General features: G+C 70.4%; 22 protein-coding genes. 11 read left to right on the forward strand and 11 right to left on the reverse strand.

Features of this window, described 5'->3' with window-relative positions:
- The first annotated feature begins 4 nt into the window (after nucleotides 1-4).
- Complete coding sequence (locus tag BJ964_RS15345) at nucleotides 5-316, forward strand: DUF742 domain-containing protein (protein WP_229806859.1); 312 nt, start codon at nucleotides 5-7, stop codon at nucleotides 314-316.
- On the forward strand, nucleotides 297-893 hold the full coding sequence (locus BJ964_RS15350; RefSeq protein ID WP_188121299.1) for a GTP-binding protein: 597 nt from the start codon (nucleotides 297-299) through the stop codon (nucleotides 891-893). The genes BJ964_RS15345 and BJ964_RS15350 overlap by 20 nt, the downstream gene beginning before the upstream one ends.
- Here BJ964_RS15350 and BJ964_RS15355 read toward each other — a convergent pair.
- Nucleotides 890-2,524 (reverse strand): BTAD domain-containing putative transcriptional regulator, encoded by a 1,635-nt coding sequence (locus tag BJ964_RS15355; RefSeq protein ID WP_229806860.1) that lies wholly within the window; start codon nucleotides 2,522-2,524, stop codon nucleotides 890-892. The two genes, BJ964_RS15350 and BJ964_RS15355, sit on opposite strands and share 4 nt — an antisense overlap.
- A gap of 147 nt (nucleotides 2,525-2,671) precedes the next feature.
- Here BJ964_RS15355 and BJ964_RS15360 point away from each other — a divergent pair, with 147 nt between their 5' ends.
- From BJ964_RS15360 to BJ964_RS15370, 3 genes are all read left to right on the forward strand, one after another.
- Nucleotides 2,672-3,451: a hypothetical protein gene (locus BJ964_RS15360; protein ID WP_188121301.1), complete on the forward strand. Its 780-nt coding sequence runs from the start codon at nucleotides 2,672-2,674 to the stop codon at nucleotides 3,449-3,451.
- A gap of 104 nt (nucleotides 3,452-3,555) precedes the next feature.
- Nucleotides 3,556-4,614, forward strand: a complete 1,059-nt coding sequence (locus BJ964_RS15365; RefSeq protein ID WP_188121302.1) for a lactonase family protein — start codon at nucleotides 3,556-3,558, stop codon at nucleotides 4,612-4,614.
- 248 nt (nucleotides 4,615-4,862) lie between these two features.
- Nucleotides 4,863-6,569: a VWA domain-containing protein gene (locus tag BJ964_RS15370; RefSeq protein ID WP_188121303.1), complete on the forward strand. Its 1,707-nt coding sequence runs from the start codon at nucleotides 4,863-4,865 to the stop codon at nucleotides 6,567-6,569.
- Between the two features lie 86 nt (nucleotides 6,570-6,655).
- On the opposite strand, the gene BJ964_RS15375 is transcribed toward BJ964_RS15370, so the two are convergent.
- Complete coding sequence (locus BJ964_RS15375; RefSeq protein WP_407650806.1) at nucleotides 6,656-7,774, reverse strand: ROK family protein; 1,119 nt, start codon at nucleotides 7,772-7,774, stop codon at nucleotides 6,656-6,658.
- A gap of 128 nt (nucleotides 7,775-7,902) precedes the next feature.
- Here BJ964_RS15375 and xylA point away from each other — a divergent pair, with 128 nt between their 5' ends.
- The 4 genes from xylA (at nucleotide 7,903) to BJ964_RS15395 (ending at nucleotide 13,695) form a co-directional block, all read left to right on the forward strand.
- Nucleotides 7,903-9,087, forward strand: coding sequence for a xylose isomerase (gene xylA, locus BJ964_RS15380; RefSeq protein ID WP_188121304.1), 1,185 nt, complete (start codon nucleotides 7,903-7,905; stop codon nucleotides 9,085-9,087).
- Between the two features lie 2 nt (nucleotides 9,088-9,089).
- On the forward strand, nucleotides 9,090-10,481 hold the full coding sequence (gene xylB / locus BJ964_RS15385; protein WP_188121305.1) for a xylulokinase: 1,392 nt from the start codon (nucleotides 9,090-9,092) through the stop codon (nucleotides 10,479-10,481).
- Between the two features lie 202 nt (nucleotides 10,482-10,683).
- Nucleotides 10,684-12,144, forward strand: coding sequence for an RICIN domain-containing protein (locus tag BJ964_RS15390; protein ID WP_188121306.1), 1,461 nt, complete (start codon nucleotides 10,684-10,686; stop codon nucleotides 12,142-12,144).
- Nucleotides 12,145-12,198: 54 nt separating this feature from the next.
- Nucleotides 12,199-13,695: an MFS transporter gene (locus BJ964_RS15395; RefSeq protein WP_407650843.1), complete on the forward strand. Its 1,497-nt coding sequence runs from the start codon at nucleotides 12,199-12,201 to the stop codon at nucleotides 13,693-13,695.
- Here BJ964_RS15395 and BJ964_RS15400 read toward each other — a convergent pair.
- The 7 genes from BJ964_RS15400 to BJ964_RS15430 form a co-directional block, all read right to left on the reverse strand.
- Complete coding sequence (locus BJ964_RS15400; RefSeq protein ID WP_188121308.1) at nucleotides 13,603-15,210, reverse strand: glycoside hydrolase family 13 protein; 1,608 nt, start codon at nucleotides 15,208-15,210, stop codon at nucleotides 13,603-13,605. The two genes, BJ964_RS15395 and BJ964_RS15400, sit on opposite strands and share 93 nt — an antisense overlap.
- Before the next feature lie 27 nt (nucleotides 15,211-15,237).
- Nucleotides 15,238-15,933 carry an HD domain-containing protein gene (locus tag BJ964_RS15405; protein WP_229806842.1) on the reverse strand — a complete coding sequence of 232 codons (696 nt, stop codon included), beginning with the start codon at nucleotides 15,931-15,933 and terminating at the stop codon, nucleotides 15,238-15,240.
- 66 nt (nucleotides 15,934-15,999) lie between these two features.
- Nucleotides 16,000-16,956 carry an MHYT domain-containing protein gene (locus BJ964_RS15410; protein ID WP_188121310.1) on the reverse strand — a complete coding sequence of 319 codons (957 nt, stop codon included), beginning with the start codon at nucleotides 16,954-16,956 and terminating at the stop codon, nucleotides 16,000-16,002.
- Nucleotides 16,957-17,110: 154 nt separating this feature from the next.
- On the reverse strand, nucleotides 17,111-17,254 hold the full coding sequence (locus BJ964_RS15415; RefSeq protein WP_014688232.1) for a GPGG-motif small membrane protein: 144 nt from the start codon (nucleotides 17,252-17,254) through the stop codon (nucleotides 17,111-17,113).
- Between the two features lie 42 nt (nucleotides 17,255-17,296).
- Nucleotides 17,297-18,040 (reverse strand): metallophosphoesterase family protein, encoded by a 744-nt coding sequence (locus BJ964_RS15420; protein ID WP_188121311.1) that lies wholly within the window; start codon nucleotides 18,038-18,040, stop codon nucleotides 17,297-17,299.
- On the reverse strand, nucleotides 18,037-18,285 hold the full coding sequence (locus BJ964_RS15425) for a hypothetical protein (protein WP_188121312.1): 249 nt from the start codon (nucleotides 18,283-18,285) through the stop codon (nucleotides 18,037-18,039). Before BJ964_RS15425 ends, BJ964_RS15420 begins: the two co-directional genes overlap by 4 nt.
- Nucleotide 18,286: 1 nt before the next feature.
- Complete coding sequence (locus BJ964_RS15430; protein ID WP_188121313.1) at nucleotides 18,287-18,871, reverse strand: nucleotidyltransferase family protein; 585 nt, start codon at nucleotides 18,869-18,871, stop codon at nucleotides 18,287-18,289.
- Between the two features lie 139 nt (nucleotides 18,872-19,010).
- Here BJ964_RS15430 and BJ964_RS15435 point away from each other — a divergent pair, with 139 nt between their 5' ends.
- Nucleotides 19,011-19,667, forward strand: coding sequence for a dTMP kinase (locus BJ964_RS15435; RefSeq protein ID WP_188121314.1), 657 nt, complete (start codon nucleotides 19,011-19,013; stop codon nucleotides 19,665-19,667).
- Here the strand turns inward: BJ964_RS15435 and BJ964_RS15440 are convergent.
- Nucleotides 19,658-20,347 (reverse strand): SDR family NAD(P)-dependent oxidoreductase, encoded by a 690-nt coding sequence (locus tag BJ964_RS15440; RefSeq protein ID WP_188121315.1) that lies wholly within the window; start codon nucleotides 20,345-20,347, stop codon nucleotides 19,658-19,660. The genes BJ964_RS15435 and BJ964_RS15440 overlap by 10 nt on opposite strands.
- A gap of 531 nt (nucleotides 20,348-20,878) precedes the next feature.
- Here BJ964_RS15440 and BJ964_RS15445 point away from each other — a divergent pair.
- Entirely contained in the window at nucleotides 20,879-21,880 is a 1,002-nt protein-coding gene (locus BJ964_RS15445; RefSeq protein WP_183224791.1) for a sigma-70 family RNA polymerase sigma factor, read from the forward strand.
- Between the two features lie 70 nt (nucleotides 21,881-21,950).
- On the opposite strand, the gene BJ964_RS15450 is transcribed toward BJ964_RS15445, so the two are convergent.
- The gene (locus BJ964_RS15450; RefSeq protein ID WP_229806843.1) at nucleotides 21,951-22,913 is read right to left on the reverse strand and encodes a C40 family peptidase; all 963 of its coding nucleotides are present in this window, start codon (nucleotides 22,911-22,913) and stop codon (nucleotides 21,951-21,953) included.
- Between the last annotated feature and the right edge of the window lie 142 nt (nucleotides 22,914-23,055).

The raw sequence follows: 23,055 nt of genomic DNA on the forward strand, positions 1-23,055 counted from the left end.
TGCGATGACCCAGGGACGCGTCGCTCCGGTTGACTGTGACTTCGACCTGGTGGCGTTCGTCGTGGCGACCGTGCCCGACATGCCGCCCGGTCAGCACCTGCAGCCGGAGCACCATGCCATCGTGGCCGCGGCCTGGGAGCCGATCTCCGTGGTCGAGCTGGCCTCTCAACTGGATCTGGCACTCGGTGTGATCCGGGTGTTACTCGGTGATCTACGCTCAGCGGGTCTCATCTCGCTGTACGAACCCCCGGCTGCGTCGCAGCCGCACGACGTCGACGTACTCAAGGCGGTTGTCAATGGACTCCGTGCGCTCTGACCGTAACGGTTCTTCGCGCATCCCCGTCGCTCTCAAGATCCTCATCGCCGGTGGGTTCGGCGCGGGCAAGACCACCATGGTCGGGTCGGTCAGTGAGATCCGCCCGTTGCAGACCGAGGAGGTCCTCACCGGGGTGGAGGGGGCCGACGACATCTCCGGTGTGGAGGGTAAGACCACCACCACGGTCACCATGGACTTCGGTCGGATCACCATCACCGAGGACCTCCAGCTCTACCTGTTCGGCACGCCCGGCCAGGACCGGTTCTGGTTCCTGTGGGACGAGCTGTCCCAGGGTGCGCTCGGCGCGGTGGTGCTGGCCGACACCCGGCGGCTGGCCGACTGCTTCCCGTCGATCGACTACTTCGAGCAGCGGGGCACCCCGTTCGTGGTGGCGGTGAACTGCTTCGACGAGCAGCACCGGTTCGCCCCGGAGGCGGTGGCCCGGGCCCTCGACCTGGACCCGGGTGTCCCGGTGGTCCTCTTCGACGCCCGCGACCAGGTGGCCGCCCGCAACGTGCTGATCGAGCTGGTGGAGTACGTGGCCCGCCGTCAGCTGACGGCCACGGCCCGCCGTTAGCGGATCGCGGAGGGCGGGGCGACCTGCCCGGGCGGGACGCAGATCAGCCACGGCTGGATCCGGCGCAGTGTCCGGTCGGTCAGCAGGCCTCGCCGGGCCAGGTCCTCCGGGCTCTGGTAGGGCCCGTGCTCGTACCGGTCGAGGGCGATCCGGTGCGCCTCGATCGGGCTGACGCCGCGCAACCGGGCGATCTCCTGCGGTGGCACGTGGTTCAGGTCGACCAGTCCACCGTCGTCGAAGGAACGCAGCAGATCGGGCCGCCCGATCCCGGCCTGCCGGGCGCCGTCCGGGTGGATCGCCGCGAACTGCCGGGCCAGTTGCCGCCGGGTGCGGGCGCCCCGGTTGTCGCCGGGATGGCAGGCGAGGATCGCGCCGTGCACCGCGGCGACCGGGATGATCAGGAACATCAGCGTGAACCCGACGTCCTCGGCCGCGCTGGTGGTCTCGCTCTCCAGGTCGCTCGGGTCGATCGCCAGGAAGAAGATCGCCGTGAGGTACGCGGTCACGTAGAACACCGCCGTGAGCACGTCCCGCAGGGTGCGCCGCTGGAACGCCGCGTAGACGAAGTAGGCCCAGCTGGCCATCGAGCACGTGACCACCGGCAGGACCCCGGCCACCACGGCCTCGACCACCGGGATGCCGGTCCGGCGCGGGGACATCAGGTGTCCCGGCATCACGGCCGGCGGCGGCCACGCGGGGGCCGGCGGCTGGTGCGGGATCGCGGGCGCGTACGGCGCCGGTGACCACGGCTGCACCGACACCGGATCGGCGGCCGGCGGCGGCGGGGGTGGTGGTGGCGCCGGGGACGACGGCGGTGGCGTCGGCTCGGCGCGGTCGGCCCACGGGTCGACCGGTTCGGCGTAGAACGGCTCGTTGCGCAGGATCCGCCGGTGCGTCTCCTGGAGCCGCTCGCCGGGTTCGGCGCCCAGCTCGTCCAGAAAGTACTCCCGGGCGTCCCGGAACGCGGCCAGCGCCTCGGCCTGCCGCCCGCTGCGGTACAGCGCGATCATCAGCTGTGCCCGCAGGCCCTCGCGCAGCGGGAACTCCTGCACCAGACGGGACAGTTCGGAGACCAGGCCGGCGAACCCGCCCCGGGACAGTTCGATCTCGGCCCACAGCTCCCAGGCGCTGGCCCGCTCCTCGCTCAGCCGGAGCCGGGCCGCCTCGAAGACACCCCCGGTGAGGCCGCTGAGCGCCTCGCCACGCCACAGGTCGAGCGCGATCCGGGCCCGGCGGGCGGCCTCCTCGAGGTCGCCGCCACGCCGCTCCGCGTCGGCCCGGGCCAGTCCGGTCCGGAAGTCCTCGGTGTCCAGGGCGCCGGCGTGCAACACGTACCCACCGTCGGTCAGTGCGATCAGCTCGCCGGGGGTACGCGGTGAGCGGTCCGGATCGAGCACCCGGCGCAGGCCGGCCACGTACTTCTGCACCACGTTGGTGCCGTTCTCCGGGGGGACGTCACCCCAGACCGCGTCCACGATGCGGTGGACCGGCACCGGCCTGCCTGGGCTGAGCAGCAGGACGGCCAGGACCGCGCGCTGCTTCGCCGGCCCCAGATCGAGCGGCGCGCCGTCCCGGATCGCGCGAACGGCACCCAGGATCTCGAACCGCAGCGGGTCGGTCGCCGGGTGCATCGTCACCCCAGCACCCCCCTGTTGAGCAGCAGTTTTCCCCCATGGCAGCAAAACCGCAGCCGGCAGCAGCATAGCCGCAGCACATCGGCAGCCGTCTTCCGGAGGCTTCGTCCCATCAACCCCGCACGTTCGGAGAAAGACGAAGCGATGAACGTTCTCACCAGGACAGCGAGCACCCTGTTGATCGTCGGCGTGACGCTGACCGGCTGCGGCGTGGGCGAGGCCGTCGAGGAGACGGTCGCGCAGGTCTCCGCGGCCACCACTCTGGCCGAGGGTGTGCCGACCACCGAGTCCCCGGTGTTCCGCTACACCATCAAGGGCGGCCAGCAGCCGCTCTCCGGTGTGGTCGACGGCCCGCACAAGGCCCTCACCACCGAGGCCCAGGAGAAGATCCCGGACAGCGACATCACCCTGAGCATGAAGTTCCTGATCGTCGGCGACGAAGCCTGGACCAAGATCGCCTTCAAGAACGCGGGAGCGGACTCCGGTCTGCCGAAGCTGCCGAAGAAGTGGATGAAGCTGGACCAGAAGAAGCTCGCCGCGGACTCCGGCGAGGACTTCACCTACCAGGGTGAGTCCGACCCCGGCTACGTCAGCGACCTGCTGCGGGCCGCCGCGGACCTCAAGGAGACCGGCAAGGGCGTCTACGCCGGCACCACCGACCTGACCGGGTCCACCGAGGCCGAGATCGTCGACGCCGACACCCTGGCCGCGCTGGGCGAGCAGGCCAAGACCGTGCCGCTGGAGCTGACCTTGGACGCCGAGGGCCGGATCACCAGGGCGCTCGTCAAGATCCCGGCGGCCGGCAAGGCCAAGGCCGCCACCTATGAGGTCGTCTACGACCAGTACGGCACCGTCGCCCCGGTGACCGCCCCGACCGACGGGGTGGCCGCTCCGGCCGACGTCTACGAGATGCTGAAGGGCTGACCCGCGGAACACCGCCGTCGGCAGCGCGGGCGACAACGGGGGTCCGCGCCGCCGCCGGCGGTGTGCTGCCGTGCGAAGACCCGGTTCTGTGGTGGGATCGGGGCATGGGTTCCAGCGATGAATACGTCTTCGTCGGGTGCTACACCGGTGACAAGGGAGGTGAGGGTGACGGCATCACGCTGCTGCGGCGTGACCCGGCGACCGGGGATCTGATCCGGCTCGGGCTGGCCGCGCGCACCCCGTCACCCTCCTTTCTGGCACAGCACCCCACACTCCCGGTCCTGTACGCCGTGAACGAGCTGGACCAGGGCAGCGTCTCGGCCTTCACGGTGGCCCCGGACTGCTCGCTGATCCCGCTGGCGGTCCGCCCGACCGGCGGCTCGGACCCTTGCCACCTGGCCGTCACGGCGGACGGCAGGCACCTCGTGGTGGCGAACTACTCGAGCGGCTCGGTGTCCGTACACCCTCTCGACGCCGAAGGCGCCCCCGGAGAGCGCAGCGATCTGCTCACGCTGACCGGCGGCGGGCCGGACGCGGAGCGTCAGGCCGGACCGCACGCCCACCAGGTGGTTCCGGAGAGCAACGGCCCCGGCGTGCTGATCTCCGACCTGGGCTCGGACCGGGTGTGGCGTTCCCGGCTGGACCCCAACTCGGGCCGGCTGAGCCTTCCGGAGCCCGCCGTGGAGGCGAAGCCGGGCACCGGCCCGCGGCACATGCTCCACTCGGCCGACGGCGCCCTGCTGGTGGTCGGCGAGCTGACCGGGAACCTTGCCTGGTACCGCCCGGCGGGTGGCCCCACGCTCGAATCGTGGGGCGAGACGCCGTCGAGTACGTCGTCCGGCGCGGTCTACCCGTCGGAGATCACGATGGGCCGGGACGGCAGGTTCGTCTATGTGGCGAACCGGGGGCCGGACACCGTCTCGGTCTTCTCCTGGGACGGCGAGCAGGCCACGCTGGTCGCCGAGGTGCCCACCGGAGGGGTGTGGCCGAGGCACATGGTCCTGCTTGGAGATCACCTCTATGTAACCAATCAGCGTTCACACAGTGTGACCGTTTTCCGCATCGACCCGGACACCGGAATTCCCGGAATCCAAGGTGAACCGACCGGCGAACCGACGCCAACCTGCCTGCATCGCTGGAATCCGGTAGTGATCAGGTCATAGGTTAGATCAGGCATTGCGGCGTGTCGGTGATTCCGTGGGACAAACCCGGCACGCCGCAGGTCAATCTCGATACCGATCGGAACGGCGCCAACACGCTCCGTGTTTTCTAGATCAGGAAGCGCCAATCCGAGTAATTTTCGTCCGAACGTATATGGCATTCAGCTTCGGACATGCGCACTATGGAGCGCGTGTCTGGCCGCCATCGTAGAAACTTCAACTCCAAGGGAGCGGGCGTCGTCGGAGGTGCGATGGCGATAGTCGTCGTAATTGCGGGGACGTGGATCGGTTACCAGCAGGTAGCCGACTCCGAGTGCTCCGGAGCAGTGAACCTCACCGTCACCGCTTCTCCTGAGATCGCCCCTGCCGTCGACCAGGTCGCCAAGCAGTGGAGCGCCGCGGGCGCCGAGGTTGACGGGACCTGTATTCAGGTGACCGTCGCCGAGGAGGTCTCGTCGACCATTGCCGGCGCCGTATCCCGCGACCACCAGGTAACCCTCGTGGGTCTGGACACCGCACCAGATGCGATCCAGGTGCCCGACGTGTGGATCCCGGACTCGTCGGCATGGCTTATGCGCCTGCAGCAGGAGGCCGCCGGCTTCCTGCCGAGCAAGGTCACCTCGGTCGCGCAGAGCCCACTCGTGCTCGCCGCGCCCGAGCCGATCGCCACGCAGATGGGCTGGCCGGACAAGAAGATCGGCTGGGCCGAGCTGGTCGGCAACTTCAGCGCCGCCGAGCCGCTCTCGGTGGGCATCATGGACCCCACTGTGGACGCCTCCGGTCTGACCAGCCTGGTGGCCATGAACCAGGCGACCGGCACCGCGTCGACCGCCGCCCTCCAGGCCAAGACTCGCGCGCTGACCGCCGTGTCGCAGAACAAGTTCAAGCTGCGTGAGGAGCTGTTGGCGAAGTTCCCGAAGTCGGCGGCCGACCTCACCAACCCCGACTCGGTGGCCATCGCGCCGCTCTCCGAGGAGGACGTGGTCGCCTACAACGCGCAGCGGCCGGCCGTGCAGCTCAGCGCCATCTACCTGGAGCCGTCCCCGGCGCCGCTGGACTACCCGTACACGATCATGCCGCAGGTGGTGGACCAGCAGAAGTCGGCGGCCGCCGACGGCCTGCTCAAGCAGCTCGCCGAGAGCGGCGCCAAGGACGCGCTGGCCGCGGTCGGTCTGCGGGCTCCGGACGGCACCTACGGCGCGGCCTTCAACGCCCCGATGGGCGCACCGCAGGCCTCGCCGGCGGTCACCGCCTCGGCCACCAAGTCCGCGGACGGCGGCGCTGCCGCGGGTGGCGTCACCGGTGCCGAGCTGAGCCAGGTGGTGGGTAGCTGGATCGCCCTCACCAAGCCCGGCCAGGCCCTCACCGTCTTCGACGTCTCCGGCTCGATGGGCGACCCGGTGCCGACCGCCGGTGGCAAGTCCCGTGCCCAGGTCACCCAGGCCGCGGCGAGCGTTGGTCTGTCGCTGTTCAGCAACAAGTGGTCGGTCGGTGTGTGGCGCTTCTCCACCCGGCTGAAGGGCAAGCAGCCGTGGGAGCAGCTGGTCCCGATCAAGTCGCTGGCCACCTCCCGTGAGGAGGTGCAGAACTCGATCGGCCGACTGGACCCGACGAACGGCGGCACCGGTCTCTACGACACGATCCTGGACGCCTACAACCATGTGAAGGCGAACTACGCCCAGAACAAGGCGAACTCGGTCATCCTCTTCACCGACGGTGAGAACCAGAACGCCGACGGCATGACCCGGCCGCAGCTCCTGGCCGCTCTCAAGAAGGCCCAGGACCCGAAGACGCCGATCCGGCTGGTGCTCATCGCCGTCGGCCCGGACGTCAACCTGGACGAGCTCAAGGAGATCAGCAACGTGGTGAAGGGCAGCGGCGTGTTCCCGGCCGAGGACCCCACCAAGATCACCGGCATCTTCGCCCAGGCGATCGGCAGCCGGACCGGCGTCAGCTGATCCGACGCGAACGCCGAAACGGCCGTCGTCCCTCGGGGCGGCGGCCGTTTCCGTTCCGGGGCCGCCGCTGTGCGGTGGGCGCGGCTCTACGCGTACCGCTGGGAAGAGCGACGGAGCCAGGCCGCGGGATCCTCCCGGACCGCCCGGATGATCGCGTCCGCCGCGCCGCGCATGGCCGCGTCCGCGCCGAGCGCCGCCGGGCGCAGCGCGACCGCCGCGAGACCCGAGGTGAGGACCCGCTGCCGCAGCTCGGCCTCGATGCCCTCCCGCAGCCCTTCGAAAATCGGGGCGTACGCCCCACCGAGCACGATCACCGGTACGTCGAGCAGGTTGACCACCGCGGACAGGGCGATCCCGAGCGCCGCCGCGGCGAGTGGCTCCCCGGATTCCAGGGCCTCCTGGCCGGCGTACTGCTCCAGGCAGCCCCGTGAGCCGCAGCGGCACGGCCGCCCGTCGGGGTAGACGGTGACGTGCCCGATCTCGCCGCTCCAGCCGCGCACGCCCCGGTAGAGCTCGCCGTCGAGGACCAGCCCGGCGCCGATGCCGATCTCGCCCGAGACGTACAGGAACGAGGCCTTCTCGACCTGCCGGGGCCGGCCGGCGCCGGTGTCGCCGGAGGGGCCGGTGGCGCCGGTCACCCGCAGTTCGCCGAGGGCGGCCAGGTTGGCCTCGTTGTCCACGGTGACGGGCAGGTCGGCCAGTTCCGGTACGCGGTGCAGCTCGGCGACCGCGTCGATGTCCTGCCAGCCGAGGTTGGGTGCCACCCGGACCAGCCCGCCGCCGGCCACCAGGCCTGGCACGGCCAGCGCCGCCCCGGCGACGGTCAGCCCGTCCGCCTCGGCGGCGAGCCGGGCCCGGGCGGCCAGTGCGCCGAGCGCTGCCAGGGCCTGTGCCGGGTCGGCGGGGCGCTGGTCGGCGTGCTCGACGAAGCGCTGCCGCACCGCGCCGGTCAGGTCCACCACGCAGGCGGCCAGGTAGTCGACGTTGATCTCGAGCCCGAGCCCGGCGGGGCCGGTGGAGGTGAGGGTGAGCCCGACCGCGGGACGGCCCGCGCCGGTGCGGGGCGGTGGGTCCACCTCGACCAGCAGGCCGCCCGCCACCAGGTCGTCGACGAGGGCGGAAACGGTCGCGCGGGTGAGCCCGGTGGCCGTGGACACCGCCGCGCGAGATGGCTGATTTGTGCTGTTCGCGACTGTTTGCAGCACCAGTGCGAGATTATGGGCCCGCACGCTTGCCTGGCGAACCGGTGCCGTGGAAGGGCTCAACACGCCCTTGACAGTGCCATACCCCGGCCAAATAATTCAACCACTAAACAATTTCGGGGAGGTAACCCGTGTCCGTACAGGCCACACGCGAAGACAAGTTCTCCTTCGGTCTCTGGACCGTCGGCTGGCAGGCCCGCGACCCGTTCGGCGACGCGACCCGGCCCGCGCTCGACCCGGTCGAGGCGGTCCACAAGCTCGCCGAGATCGGCGCCTACGGCATCACGTTCCACGACGACGACCTGGTGCCGTTCGGCGCCGACGCGCAGACCCGGGACGGCATCGTCGCGGGCTTCAAGAAGGCGCTCGACGAGACCGGCCTGATCGTCCCCATGATCACCACGAACCTGTTCACCCACCCGGTGTTCAAGGACGGCGGTTTCACCAGCAACGACCGCAACGTCCGGCGGTACGCGGTCCGCAAGGTGCTGCGGCAGATGGACCTCGGCGCGGAACTGGGCGCCAGGACCCTGGTGCTGTGGGGCGGCCGCGAGGGTGCGGAGTACGACTCGGCCAAGGACGTGAAGGCCGCGCTCGACCGCTACCGGGAGGCCCTCAACCTGCTGGCGCAGTACTCGGAGGACCGTGGCTACGGCTTCCGCTTCGCCATCGAGCCGAAGCCGAACGAGCCCCGTGGCGACATCCTGCTCCCGACCGCCGGCCACGCCATCGCGTTCACGCAGGAGCTGGAGCGCCCCGAGCTGTTCGGCATCAACCCGGAGGTCGGCCACGAGCAGATGGCCGGGCTGAACTTCACCCAGGGCATCGCCCAGGCGCTGTGGCACAAGAAGCTGTTCCACATCGACCTGAACGGGCAGCACGGCCCCAAGTACGACCAGGACCTGGTCTTCGGCCACGGTGACCTGCTCAGCGCGTTCTCCCTGGTCGACCTGCTGGAGAACGGCCCGGACGGCGGCCCGGCCTACGAGGGCCCGCGCCACTTCGACTACAAGCCCTCGCGCACCGAGGACTTCGACGGCGTCTGGGAGTCGGCCAAGGCCAACATCCGGATGTACCTGCTGCTCAAGGAGCGGGCCAAGGCGTTCCGCGCGGACCCCGAGGTGCAGGCCGCGCTGGCCGCGTCCAAGGTGGCCGAGCTGAGCACGCCGACCCTGAACCCGGGCGAGGGCTACGCCGACCTGCTGGCCGACCGCAGCGCGTTCGAGGACTTCGACGCCGACGCCGCCGGCGCCCAGGGCTACGGCTTCGTCAAGCTGAACCAGCTCGCCATCGAGCACCTCATCGGGGCCCGCTAACCATGGCGCTCGTGGCCGGGATCGACAGCTCCACCCAGTCCTGCAAGGTGGTGATCCGCGACGCCGAGACCGGTGAGCTGGTCCGGCAGGGCCGGGCGGGGCACCCGGACGGCACCGAGGTGCACCCGGACGCCTGGTGGGCCGCGCTCCAGCAGGCGATCGAGGAGGCCGGCGGCCTGGACGACGTGGCCGCCGCCTCGGTCGCCGGGCAGCAGCACGGCATGGTCGTGCTGGACTCCGACGGCGAGGTGGTCCGGCCGGCGCTGCTGTGGAACGACACCCGCAGCGCCGGCGCGGCCGCCGACCTGATCGACGAGCTCGGCGGCGGCGACAAGTGGGCGGACGCGGTCGGCATCGTGCCGGTCGCCAGCTTCACCCTCACCAAGCTGCGCTGGCTGGCCCGCAACGAGCCGGAGAACGCGGCGCGGGTGTCCACGGTCTGCCTGCCACACGACTGGCTGACCTGGAAACTCGGTGGAAAGGCGGGTCTCCGCACCGACCGCAGTGACGCCAGCGGCACCCTCTACTGGTCGGCCAGGACCAACGAGTACCGGCACGACCTGCTGGAACTCGGTTTCGGTCGATCATTGGAACTTCCGGAGGTGCTCGGCCCGACCGGGATCGCCGGTCACCTGCCCAACGGCGCTCCGCTGGGCCCGGGCGCCGGGGACAACGCGGCGGCCGCACTCGGCACCGGCGCGCTGCCCGGTGACGTGATCGTCTCGATCGGCACGTCCGGCACGGTCTTCGCCTCGTCCGAGGTGGCGCCGAACGACCCGACCGGAACGGTGGCCGGGTTCGCCGACACCACCGGCCGGTTCCTGCCGATCGTGGTCACCCTCAACGCGGCCCGGGTCCTGGACGCCGCGGCCAAGCTGCTCGGGGTGGACCACGACGAGCTGTCCCGGCTCGCGCTGTCCGCTCCGGCGGGCGCGGACGGACTGGTCCTGGTGCCGTACCTGGAGGGCGAGCGGACCCCGAACCGGCCGGACGCCACCGGCGCGATCCACGGGCTCACCCTCCGGACGTCGACCCCGGCGCACCTGGCCCGGGCCGCCGTCGAGGGCATGCTCTGCGCGCTCGCCGACGGTCTGGACGCGCTGGTCGCGACCGGCGCCGTGGCCGACCGGATCGTCCTGGTCGGCGGCGGGGCGCGCAGCGAGGCGGTCCGCCGCATCGCGCCCGCGCTCTTCGGCCGGCCGGTCGTCGTGCCGCCGCCCGGTGAGTACGTCGCCGACGGTGCGGCCCGCCAGGCCGCGTGGGTCGCCCTGGGCGGGGACGTTCCGCCCGCGTGGTCGGCGGCAACCCCGGCGGTGTACGAGGACGACAGTGTCCCGTTGATCCGGGAGCAGTACGCGGCGGCCCAGCAGGCGGTCCTCGACCGCAGGCGCTGACCCGCGAACGACCGGCTCCCACGGTTCTCCGGCCCATCCGGAGCGACCGGGGGAGCCGGGCCCGTTTCGGCGCGCGTCTCCCGTACCCCGGAAAAGATCCCGATTTTTTGTTGTCGCCCTGCGGACGCGGCATCTACGTGCACAGGAACACCGGCCGACCTCCCCGATCGGCCGTCATCCCCGCACGTTAGGAAGGACCGCAGTGGCAGAGAGAAAGTCCGGTAAACGGGCACTTTTCGGCGTCGCGGCCGCACTGGTCGTGCCCACCGGGTTCATCGGCTGGTCGATGATGCCGTCGAGCGCGGCGGCCGCTCCGGCCGCCGGCAACACCTACCAGCTGGTCGTGAAGAAGAGCGGCATGTGCGTCGATGTGCCGTCCGCGTCGAAGGACAACGGTGCGCTGCTCCAGCAGTGGGGTTGCACCGCCGGCGCCGCCTGGCAGCAGTTCAAGCTGGTCGCCGCGGGCAGCAACTTTCTGATCCAGAACGTCGACAGCGGTAGGTGCGTCGACGTGCCGGCGGCCTCGACCACCTCGGGTCAGCGGTTGCAGCAGTGGGGTTGCGCCTCGTCGCAGACCAACCAGCAGTGGAAGCTGGTGGCGTCCGGCACCGACACCTACCAGATCGTCAACGTGGGCAACGGGCTGTGCGTCTCCGACCAGGGCGCGTCGACCGCCTCGGGTGCGTCGATCATCCAGGAGACCTGCACCGCGAACTCGAACAAGCAGTTCGCGTTCAACCTGGTCTCCGGGGGAACCACCGGCCGCACCTGGGCGTCCACCCCGGACGGTTTCGCCTCCACCGGCGGCGGCACCACCGGCGGCGCGGCCGGGACCACGGTCACCGTCACGACGCTCGCCGACCTGACCAGGTACGTCACCGCGACCGAGCCGTACGTGATCAAGGTGGCCGGCGCCATCACGATCACCCCGAAGGGCACCGAGCTCAAGGTGCAGTCGAACAAGACGATCGTGGGCGCGGGCGCCACCGGCGAGATCGTCGGCGGCGGCTTCTTCCTCGGCTCCGGGGTCAGGAACGTCATCATCCGGAACCTCACCATCCGGGACACCCAGATGACCGAGGACGACCCGGACGACAAGACCTACGACTACGACGGCATCCAGATGGACACCGCGGACCACATCTGGATCGACCACAACAAGATCACCCGGATGAACGACGGCATGATCGACAGCCGTAAGGACACCACCTACCTGACCGTGTCCTGGAACATCCTGGACACCGGCAACAAGGCGTTCGGCATCGGCTGGACCGACAACGTGACGTCGCGGATGACGATCCACCACAACTGGATCAGGAACACCGTGCAGCGGAACCCGAGCACCGACAACGTCGCGTACGCGCACCTCTACAACAACTACATGCAGAACATCACCTCGTACGGCAACCTGTCCCGGGGTGCCACGAAGATGGTTCTGGAGAACAGCTACTTCGACAACGTCGTGAACCCGTACTACAACGACACGTCGGCCGCCCAGCTCAAGCAGTCGGGCAGCATCGTCAAGAACTCCTCGGGCAAGCAGCAGACCAACGGCTCCGCCTTCGACCCGAAGAGCTTCTACCCGTACACCCTCGACGCCGCGGCGGACGTTCCCGCGCTGCTGGCGAAGTACGCCGGGCCGCAGGCCGACATCGGCGGCTGAGCCTCACCGGGGGGTGAGTGAGGGGCGGCGTTGCCCGGTGCGGCGCCGCCCCTCGTGTTCGGCGGATCTCCGGCTAGCCTCTACCAGGTGACGAGCAGGGGCGGAAGCGTGCACCGGGCGTACAGCGTCGTGGTGTTCGTGATCCTGGCCGCGCTGGACAACGTGGCGATCGGCCTGGTTCCCCCGCTCTACGGCAGCATCGGCGCCGATCTCGGGGTCAGCGAGGGCCACATCGCGCTCGCCACCACGACCATGTTCCTGATCAGTGCGGTCGCGGCGATCGGTTTCGCGTACGTCGGGGACCGCACCGACCGCAAACCGGTGCTGATCGTGGGCACCGTCATCTGGGTGGCCGGCACCGCATGGTCCGGGCTGGCCGGCGACTACGGGCAGTTCCTGGCCTCCCAGGCGGTCGCCGCGTTCGGGCTCGGCGGTGTCGCCTCGGTGAGCTTCTCGGTGGTCAGCGACCTGATCTCGCCGCGCCGCCGGGGCCTCGTGATGAGCTTCTGGGGTCTGTCGCAGGGCGTCGGCACCCTGGCCGGCACCCTGGTCGGCGGGATCCTCGGGCACGACGACTGGCGGCGGCCGTTCCTGTTCGCGTCGGCGGCCGGGGTGGTCGCCCTGCTGGCCTACCTGTTCACCTACAGCGTGCCGCGCGGCGACAGCCAGCCCGAGCTGGCCGGGGTCGACTACGAGGAGCGGATCCACCACGAGGACCTGCCGGTCATCCTGAAACGGCGCACCAACGTCTGGCTGATCCTCCAGGGCGGGACGGCGCAGATCGCGTTCGGCTCGATGGTGTGGCTGCCGGTGCTGTTCCGTGCCCGGGCCGAGGACCAGGGCTACACCACCGGCACGGCGGTGCTGATCGGCAGCGTCTTCGCGACCGTCTTCCAGCTCGGGGCGGCGCTGTCGATTCTCGGCGGGCTGGCCGGCGACCGGCTGCAACGGCGTACGCCCCGGGGCCGGGCACTCGTCGCGTCGATCGGGGTGCTCGCCGCCGTACCCCTCTATGTGGTGTTGTTCTTCGTGCCCATGAAGATCACCGTTCCGGACGGCGCGGGCACCGGCGCGGTGATCAGCGGGGTGTTCACCAACGTCCTGACCGAGCCGACCGTCGGGATCTGCCTCGCGGTGGCCGTCGTGGCGGTGATGCTGACCTCGGCGAACTCGCCGAACTGGTTCGCCATGATCGCCGATGTGAACCCGCCGCAGCACCGCGGCACCGTCTACAGCCTCGGCAACCTGGTCAACGGAGTCGGCCGGGCGGGCGGCAACGTGCTGGTGGCGGTCGCCTTCGCGAGCCTCGCCGGGGCATTCCCGCCACCGCTCAACTACGCGGTCGGGCTGGCCGCCTTCCAGTTCTTCTTCATCCCGACCGGGATCATGTACTGGCTGGCCAGCAGGACGGTGGCGAAGGACATGGCCGAGACGCACACCGCCCTGCTGGCGGTCGCCTCAGAGCATCGCCCAGACCGTCACGTCGGTGGGGACGAGCCCGCCGGCGTCCAGCGGCTCGCTGCTCAGCAGGATCCGGGCCCCACCGGGTAGCGCCACCGGCTCGTCGCCGAAATTGGTGACCACCACGATGTCGCCGTTGCGGAACGCCAGCGCCCCCGGATCCGTCGCCAGCCAGACCAGCTCGCCGGAACCCAGCTCGTGGGCGCGCCGGGTGCTCAGCGTCGAGCGGTACAGCTCGTACGTCGAGCCGGGCACACCCACCTGCCGGTCCAGCGCGTACTCCGCCCAGAGGGCCGGCTGCGGCAGCCAGCTCGCGTCGGTCGGGCCGAACCCGAAGGACGGTGCGTCGGCCTCCCACGGGATCGGCACCCGGCACCCGTCCCGGCCGCGCTCGGCGTGCCCGGACCGCTCCCACGCCGGATCCTGCCGCACCTCGTCGGGCAGCCCGGTGTGCTCCGGCAGGCCCAGCTCCTCACCCTGGTAGAGGTAGGCCGAACCGGGCAGCGCCAGCATCAGCAGGATGGCCGCGCGGGCCCGGCGCAGGCCCAGCCCGGCGTCCGGCTGCGGGTCGCCGATCCCGATGCCGGGCCGGCGGCCCTCACCGGGCGGGAAACCGAGCCGGGACGCGTGCCGCACCACGTCGTGGTTGGAGAGCACCCAGGTGGTGGTCGCGCCGACCTCGTCGTTGGCGGCCAGTGACGAGTCGATGATCTCCCGCAGGTCGGCGGCGGCCCAGGGCGCCTCCAGGTAGGGGAAGTTGAACGCCTGGTGCATCTCGTCCGGGCGCACGTACCGGGCCAGCCGCTCCTCCGGCTGCACCCAGGCCTCGGCCACCAGGATCCGGCCACCCGGGTACTCGTCCAGGACCGAGCGCCACTGCCGGTAGATCTCGTGCACGCCCTCCTGATCCCACATCGGCGGCGGCGGGCCGGCCGGCTCCAGGCCGCCGAGGACCACCGACGGCGCGGTCCAGTCGCTCAGGTCCGCGTCCTTGATCAGGCCGTGCGCCACGTCCACCCGGAACCCGTCCACGCCGCGGTCCAGCCAGAACCGCAGGATGTCCAGGAACTCGGCGCGGACCTCCGGATGATCCCAGTTCAGGTCGGGCTGGGCGGCGTCGAACAGGTGCAGATACCACTGGCCGTCCGGCAGCCGCTCCCAGGCCGGGCCGCCGAACACGCTCTGCCACGAGTTGGGCGGCTCCGCGCCGTCCCGGAAGATGTACCGCTGCCGCTCCGGGCTGCCCGGGCCGGCGGCCAGGGCGGCCCGGAACCAGGCGTGCTCGCTGGACGTGTGGTTCGGCACCAGGTCGACGATGACCCGCAGGCCGAGCTCGTGGGCCGTGTCGATCAGCTTGTCGGCGTCACCGAGCGAACCGAAGCGGGGGTCGACGCCGCGGTAGTCGGCCACGTCGTACCCGGCGTCGTGCTGCGGACTGGGGTAGAAGGGCGACAGCCAGATCGCGTCGACGCCCAGCCGCCGCAGCCCGGGCAGGCGCGCGGTGATGCCGGGCAGGTCGCCCATGCCGTCACCGTCCGAATCGGCGAACGACCGGGGATAGATCTGGTAGATGACCGCATCGCGCCACCAGGCTTCAGTAGGCATGGCCCCACCATAGGTCGGGCCTCGTGCTCACTCGTCCAGGATCGCGGCGAAGCGCTCCTCGGCGAGGTCGAGCTGGTCCAGGATGTGCTCCTTGGCCTGGGTGGAGAGCGGCGTGTCCGGGCGCCCGACCAGCTCACGCAGCTTGGGTACGAGAGGCCGGTACTTCGTCGCCGACCGGTACGCCTTGTCCATCGTGGTGTGGATGACGCCGACCCCGTTGTCGGTGAAGTCGGAGATCTTGATGATCCGGGCCCACGGGTCGCGCTCCAGGTTCTCCGCCACGTGGGTGCGGTACTGCTCGTGCTTGTCGCGCGCCGGGTCGTACTCCGGGTTGGTGACCGACCGGACCAGCTCGGCGACCCGCGGGTTGAAGCGGCGCGCCAGCTCGGCCAGGGCGGCCTCGGTGTGCTCGGCGCAGGGCGCGTCCGGGTCGATCCCGCCCAGCTCGGCCGGGTGATCCTCGACGGCGTCGTGCAGCAGCGCGGCGACCAGCACGTCGGTGTCCCGCACCCCGTAGTAGCGGATGATCCGGATCGCCACCCGCAGCAGATGGTTCAGGTACGGCTCGCGCACCCGGCGGTCGGCGGCGTGCAGGTCGGAGGCCAGGTCCAGCGCCTCGGTGAGGATCTTGCGGTCCTCGGCCGGGAAGGCCTCCAGTTCCAGAGCGAGACGGTCCCGCAGACCGGCTTCGCCGTACACCTCCGTGATGGCGTGCAGTGGCATCGAGAGCAGCATCCTTGGCGCCATGCCGTTCAGGTATACCGGATCGGAGGCGGCGACGGGTTTCGATCAGCTACCGGATGTGGCGGGTGGCACCGCCGGCGACGGCGCCGCAGCGGGACGGGGTGACGGCCGAGGCCCGGGAGAGGGACGGGCGGTGCCGGCGTTCCGGTTGCCGACCACGGCCCGCGCCGCCGGGGTGAGTCGCATGGCGCCCATCGACGACTGCTTCAGCGACCACGGCTGCGGGGACTCGGCGTGCACACCGCGTTTCGGGGTGCCGGCCCCGTCGGTGAACTCCTCCTCGGTCATCGCCTGCAGCGCGCTCAGTGCCACGGCGACGATGGTGGCCGTGGTGATCAGAATGATCGGCACCAGCATGGTGAGCGGCCGGATCCCGCCGGACGCCGGTGCGCCCGGGTGCAGCTCGATCGACATGGCCGCCATGCCGGTGTAGTGCATGCCGCAGACCGCGACGGCCATCACGGCGGCCGCGCCGGTGACCTTGAGCGCGCCCCGGACCGAGACGGCGAACCACAGCGCCACCGTGCTGGCCGCGATCGCGATCAGGGCCGAGGCGACCATCAGCGGCAGCGAGTAGTGGATGGTGGCGGGAAGCCGGATGCCCTCCATGCCGGTGTAGTGCATGGCGATCACGCCGGTGCCGGTGAGCAGGCCGGCCGCCACGGTCTTCGGGACGCTGCGCCGGCCGTGGCCGACGACCAGCAGCCCGATGCCGACCGTCAGCACCGCGAAGGCCAGGCTCAGCAGGGTCATCGCGAGGTCGTAGCGGACCGGGCTCGCCGGCACCTCGAAGCCCAGCATCGCGGAGAAGTGCATGAGCCAGATCCCGCCGCCGCCGATCGCGAACGCCGCGATCACCAGCCATCGGTTGCGCCGGCCGCGGTTGCGCGCGTCCCGGGCCCGGCCGGTGCAGAGCAGCCCGAGGAAGGAACCGAGGAACGCGAGCATGTAGGCGGCTATCGGATTGAACACGCCGTAGGCGAAGTGATGGACGTCGGCCACGCCCGGGATTGAGTCAGAAATCAGCGGCAGTACATCGCACCCGCTGTGCGGTCGGTCCCTAAAGAGAACCGGGGCCACCGGGGCGGTGTCCGAACCGGACCCAGCCGCGGCGACCCCGGTCCGGGTCGACGACATGGCGGATGACGAGGAGGGATCAGGTGAAGATGCTGACGCCGCCGGGACCCACCAGGAGACCGACGATGATCAGCACAACGCCCCACAGGATCTGCCGCCGGAACAGCGCGAGGATGCCGGCGACCACGAGGATTACGGCGAGAATCCAAAGCAGTAGGTCCATGTCTCATCGATTACCCGGACCGCCGAAACCGGAAACCTGACATCAGGCGGGTACGAGCGGCGCGTCCACCGACTCGGACAGCAACTGATACACGTTGTACGCCTGCTTGATGACCGGGTGGGCGACGTTGCGGACCGGAACACCACCGGGCGTACGGCCGCGCTCCGAGCCGTGGTGGGCGTGCCCGTGCAGGGCCAGGGCGGTCGGCGCCGAGTCGACGGCGTGGCCGAGCTGGTAGCAGCCCAGGAACGCGTAGATCTCCAGCGGCTCGCCGACCAGGGTGTCCGGCACCGGCGAGTAGTGGGTGAGCGCCACCAGCGCGTCGCATCGGACCGAGCGCAGCGCCTCGCCGAGCCGGGCCGAGATCTCCTCGGTGGTGCCGACGAACTGCTTCATCTCCCGTTCGCCGAAGTTGCTGGCGCAGGCGCCGGCGAAACCACCGCCGAACCCTTTCGCGCCGGCGATGCCCAGCCGGTGCCCGCGGATCTCCAGCACCGTGGTTGAGCACTCCAGGACGGTGATCCCGGAGTCGGTCAGCACCTCGGTGACCTGCTGCTCCTGGTCACTCTGGTGGTCGTGGTTGCCGAGCACCACCACGACCGGTACGGCCAGCCCGCCGAACTCCGTGGCGAAGCACTTCGCCTCGTCGACCGTCCCGTGCCGGGTCAGGTCACCGGCGACGAGCAGCGCATCGGCCCGGTCGGGCAACTGCTCGAGGGCGGGACGGTAGCGGCCCACCACGTCCTTGTCCACGTGGACGTCGCCCACGGCGGCGATCCTGATCATGAAATCTCCTCCACCTCGCTGGGCGCCTGGGCCCGGGTGATGCCGATGTCGCAGGTGATCGCCACGCCGGGGAAGTGTGCGGTGATCTGCCGGCAGATCTCGTCCCGCCGGTGGGTGCTCTCCACCTCCCCGCTGAGCACCACCACGTTCTCCCGGTGGTGCACGGTGATGCCCTGCTCGGCGACCTGTTCGTGTTCGATCAGCAGGCGATGGATCTCGGCCTCGAGATCGATCTGGTTCGTCATGTCATCCCCCAACCTTGAGTTCCGTCTCGCCGGGGAACGACACGACGTCCAGACGGTCGAGCAGCACCAGGAACGCCTCGGCGTACGGCGACTTGATGGTCTCCCGGCGGACCCGGCCCCAGTCGATCTGTTCCCGCAGCGAGCGGGCGACCGGCAGCCCGGTCGCGAAGTCGCAGTAGTGCTGGCTGTAGCTGAGCAGCTTGTGCACCATGAGCCGGGTCGCCGAGAGCACCGGCATGTAGATCGCCTCGACCGAGATCTGATCGGTGTCGTGCAGTGTCTCGTCGTCCACCGGCGACTCCACCGGACGGTAGATGAGATCCACCATCCGGCCCTCGTCGTATACCTTGACCAGCCAGTCCTCTGGCGGCTGCTCGGTACGGCAGCCGACCGCGGCCAGTTCCTGGAGAGCCCGGTCCTTGTCCTGCTCGCGTATCAGGAAGTCGACGTCGTGGTCACTGGAGTAGCCGCCTCTGGCGTACACCGCGAAGCTCCCGCCCAGGGCGAAGGGTATGTCCGCGCTCTTGAGCGTCGATGCGACGCGCTTGAGGGTGGTGGCCAAACCCTGGTCCACACGGTGTGGCATGGCGACCTCCTGTCCGTTCCCGGTGGATGACCGACTACCCGGAGTCGCGACACCTTGAACCCCTGCGATTATTCTGGGGGACCGGCTCGTCCCCGCGGCGTGGAACAGAAGGTGCGGTATCCGGCTACCGTCGGTTGGTATGGCTCTCCCCGCGCAGTCCAGGCCGGCGGCGCTTCCCGCCCGCGGCGCCCGACGGTCGCCGCGCACCATCGCGCTCGTCGGCATCGACGGCTCCGGCAAGACCACCCAGGCCCGTGAACTGGCCGCCAGCCTGATCGCGGACGGTTTCCCAGCGGCCTACCGGCAGAACGCCGGTGGCCGGCACTGGTTCGGCCGGATCGCGGTGCTTCTCGGCCGGGCGGACGCCGAGGACCTGTTCGGCCGCCGGGGCACGCTCGCCGTCGAGTCGGCGCTGCGCTGGCTGGCCATCGCCCGGACCCTGCTGCGCCGGGCCGTGCGCCGGGAGATCGCGGTGATGGACCGGTACGCGGTCTGCCAGTACGCCAGTCTCCGGGCCCACGGCGCCCGCCCGGCCGCCGAACGGTTCGCCCGGCCGGCCTACCGGCTCTTCCCGCAGCCGGATGTCACGTTCTTCCTCGCCGTCGACCCGGAGATCGCCCAGGAGCGGATCGAGCGGCGCGGCTACGACCACGAGTCGATCGAGTACCTGCGGGGCGCGACGGACGCCTACCGGTCGCTGCCGGAGTACCCGGGCTTCGTCGTGATCGACGCCAACGGCACGCCCGACCAGGTCCTCAAGGCCCTCCGTGCCGAGCTCGGCCTGGATCAGGCCTGACCGTAGACCGGGATCTGGGCGCCACTGGTCGGCGCCGACGCGTCCGAGGCCAGGAAGAGGATCACCGCGGCGATCTCCGCCGGGCTCACCCAGCGGCCGTGGTCGGCGTCCGGCTGGGCCGCCCGGTTCGCCGGCGTGTCGATGATGCTGGGCAGCACGGTGTTGCAGCGCACGTCGTGCTTGCGGTACTCCACGGCGACCGCCCCGGCGAAGCCCAGCACTGCGGCCTTGGCGGTCACATAACCGGCCGCGCCCGGGAACGGTGACACCCCGGCCCGTGACGACACGCACACCACCGAGCCGCCGCCGGCCGCGACCAGGTGCGGCAGGGCCGCCGCCGTGGTCAGGTAGGTGGGCCGCAGGTTGACCGCCAGCATCGCCTCGAACTCGGCGACCGGGGTGTCGGCGATCAGGCCACTGCCCGCGTACCCGCCGACCAGGTTGACCACGGCCCGCAGCGGCGCGTCCGGCTCCTCGGCGGCCACCGCGGCCACGGTACGGACGTCCGCCTCGACTGTGAGGTCGGCGTCCACGGCGATCGTGCCCTCCGGCAGCCGGCCGGTCGTCCCGGGGCGGACCGGCGCCACCACGCGCCAGCCGTCGGCCAGGAACGCCGTGATGGTGGCGGACCCCAGCCCACCTGTGCCGCCGGTCACCAGAGCCGTACGCGTCGCAGTCATGGGGAGCAGCTTGTCACACCGTAGGGCGTGTGCTTTTCCTCACTCGTCCGGTGATCTTGCCCCCGACCTGGGGATGTTCCGGGCGGCTGAAGCGTCACCCGTGTGGGCGAGTGATGTGTGGCGTGTCGTGGCGCATCGTGACCGGTGGTCCCGGTTGGGCCCTCGAGATCCCGAATCTTTCGCGGGCGTTTGTTTCAGGCCCGTCTTTACCCGGCCGACAGTGCATATGAACCCCGCGGGCGCCAAACCCGTACTCGGGGGTGACGAGCATCGCGGTCCCCAGGGTGATGCCCGTCGCTGTGACGAGAAGAGGCCGATGGTGTTATGAGTAACGCGCGAAGGGTATCGGAACGTCTGCACAGCAGTCGCGAAGACGTCGCACTCAGGTACCGCGCACTGGGCTCTCAGCTATTACCCAGGCATTCGTGACACTTTCGACCCGCCAGCCGGAATCAGTCCGGCCAGCTTTTTGTTGTGTAGATGTGTCAGCAACCGCAATGCACGAGCTGCGGACGTTACGGGAGAGGGCTGATGGACGCAGGTAATGCCCGTAACAGGGTTAGTGACGGCAATGAGGGGACCGTGGGCAACGTGGAGAAGAGCACCGTGATGCGTACCGATCAGGTCGCCGAAGAGCGCGACCTCGTCGGAGTCTACCTGCACGAGATCTCCAGGACGCCGTTGTTGGACGCCGAGCGGGAGGTCGAGCTCTCCAAGGCGATTGAGGCGGGCCTTTACGCCGAGCACCTGATCGAAACGGGCGAGGATCGTCGCGGCGTCAGCCGGGAGGAGCTGGAGCGCCTCGTGACCGAGGGCCAGCGCGCGAAAGACCTGTTCATCCGGGCCAACCTGCGGCTGGTCGTCTCCATCGCCCGCCGCTACGTACGGTCCGGCATGCCGATGCTCGACCTGATCCAGGAGGGCAACACCGGCCTCGTCCGCGCCGTCGAGAAGTTCGACTACGTGCGCGGCTACAAGTTCTCGACGTACGCCACGTGGTGGGTGCGCCAGGCGATCAGCCGGGCCATCGCCCAGCAGGAGCGGACCGTCCGGCTCCCCGTGCACCTGGTCGAGGACGTCAACCGGATGCGCAACGTCACCCGCCAGCTCGTCCGTGAACTGGGCGGCGACCCGGAGCCCGAGCAGGTCGCGGCCGCCCTGGGCGTGACCGTGGAGCGCGTCAACGAGCTCACCCGCTGGGCGCAGGACACCGTCTCCCTGGACACGCCGGTCGGCGACGACGGCGACACCAACCTCGGCGACCTGGTGGCCGACAGCGACGCCCCGAGCCCCGAGGAGATCGTCCTCAACGCGCTCGAGCGGCAGCGCATCGAGGGCCTGCTGAACCACCTGGACGACCGGTCGGCCGGCATCATGCGGGCGCGGTACGGCCTGGAGGACGGCCGGGAGCACTCCCTGACCGAGGTGGCGTCCCGCTTCTCGCTGAGCCGGGAGCGGATCCGCCAGCTGGAGATCCAGGCGCTCGGCCGGCTGCGCGAGCTGGCCCGGGCCGAGGGCCTGCAGGCCGCCTGAGCTCCGGCTCACCTGAACGATGAAGGCCGGTGCCCCGGGTGGGGCACCGGCCTTCGCCGTCGGTACGGAGTTACTTGATCCGGCCGTAGCCGTTCGGGGTCATGATGTCGATCGTGCGGTACAGCACGTCCCGGCCGGCGGACGGGGCGTCGATGATCTTCCCGTCGCCCACGTAGATCGCCACGTGGCCGTTGCTCCGGTAGAACACCAGATCACCGGGTTCCAGGTCGGATCGGCTGATCCGGGCGGTGGCGCTGTACTGCGCGGCGGCGTTGTGCGGCAGGGACTTGCCCGCCGCCGCCCAGGCCGCCATGGTCAGGCCCGAGCAGTCGTACGAGCCCGGGCCGGAGTCGCCGTAGCCGTACGGCTTGCCGATCTGGTTGAACGCGAACGTGACCGCCTTGCCGGCCGAGCCCGGGATGTCCGGGATCTCGCCGGTGTAGGAGCCGGTGTCCTCCGTGGCGCTGCCGAAGGCGGCCTCGCGCATGTCGAACAGGTCCTGGAGGTCGTCCTCGATCTTGTCCTTGCGCGCCGACAGTTCCTTGACCTGTGCGGTCTGCTTGGTCTGGGTCTGGGCGAGGGCGGTCTTGCGGTCGGCGAAGGTCTGGGTCGTCTCGGTGAAGGCGTCGATGTCCTGCTGGTTCGACCGGGTGATCTGCTCGAGGAACGTCATCCGCTCCAGCAGACTCCCTTGATCCCCGCTCACCATGACGTTCACCGGGCCGACACGGCCCTGCATGTACGTGGTGGCGGCGATGGTCTGGACCTTCTCGGTGGCCTCGGCGAGAGCCGTCTGGGCCGGCTTGAGCGAGGCCTCCAGCTTCACCGTGTCGGCCTTCGTCTTCTTCAGGTCGAGGCGCATCTTGTTGTATGACTCGGTGACGTCCTCGAGCTTCTCCGACGCTGCGTCGATCTTCTTCTTCAGCTCGCTGGCGGACGGGGCGGCGTGTGCGGCCGTCCCTCCGGACGTGGTGATCGCGAACGCCGTCAACGCGACCACGAGCGCCCGGAGCCGGGTACGGGGGTGTGGCACTGGTCAGGGGCCTTTCTTCCGCTTGGCCGCCCACCGGGTCGGCGGGAGAGCAGGGCTGGAAGAGAGGCCCTGTCCGCGTTTGCTCCCGGCCCGGTTCACGGCGGCCGCCGCCCGTGGGGTGGGGCGCCGGATCGCCGCGCGT

Origin of the sequence: Actinoplanes lobatus (assembly GCF_014205215.1) — a bacterium.
GTDB classification, from domain to species: Bacteria; Actinomycetota; Actinomycetes; order Mycobacteriales; family Micromonosporaceae; genus Actinoplanes; species Actinoplanes lobatus.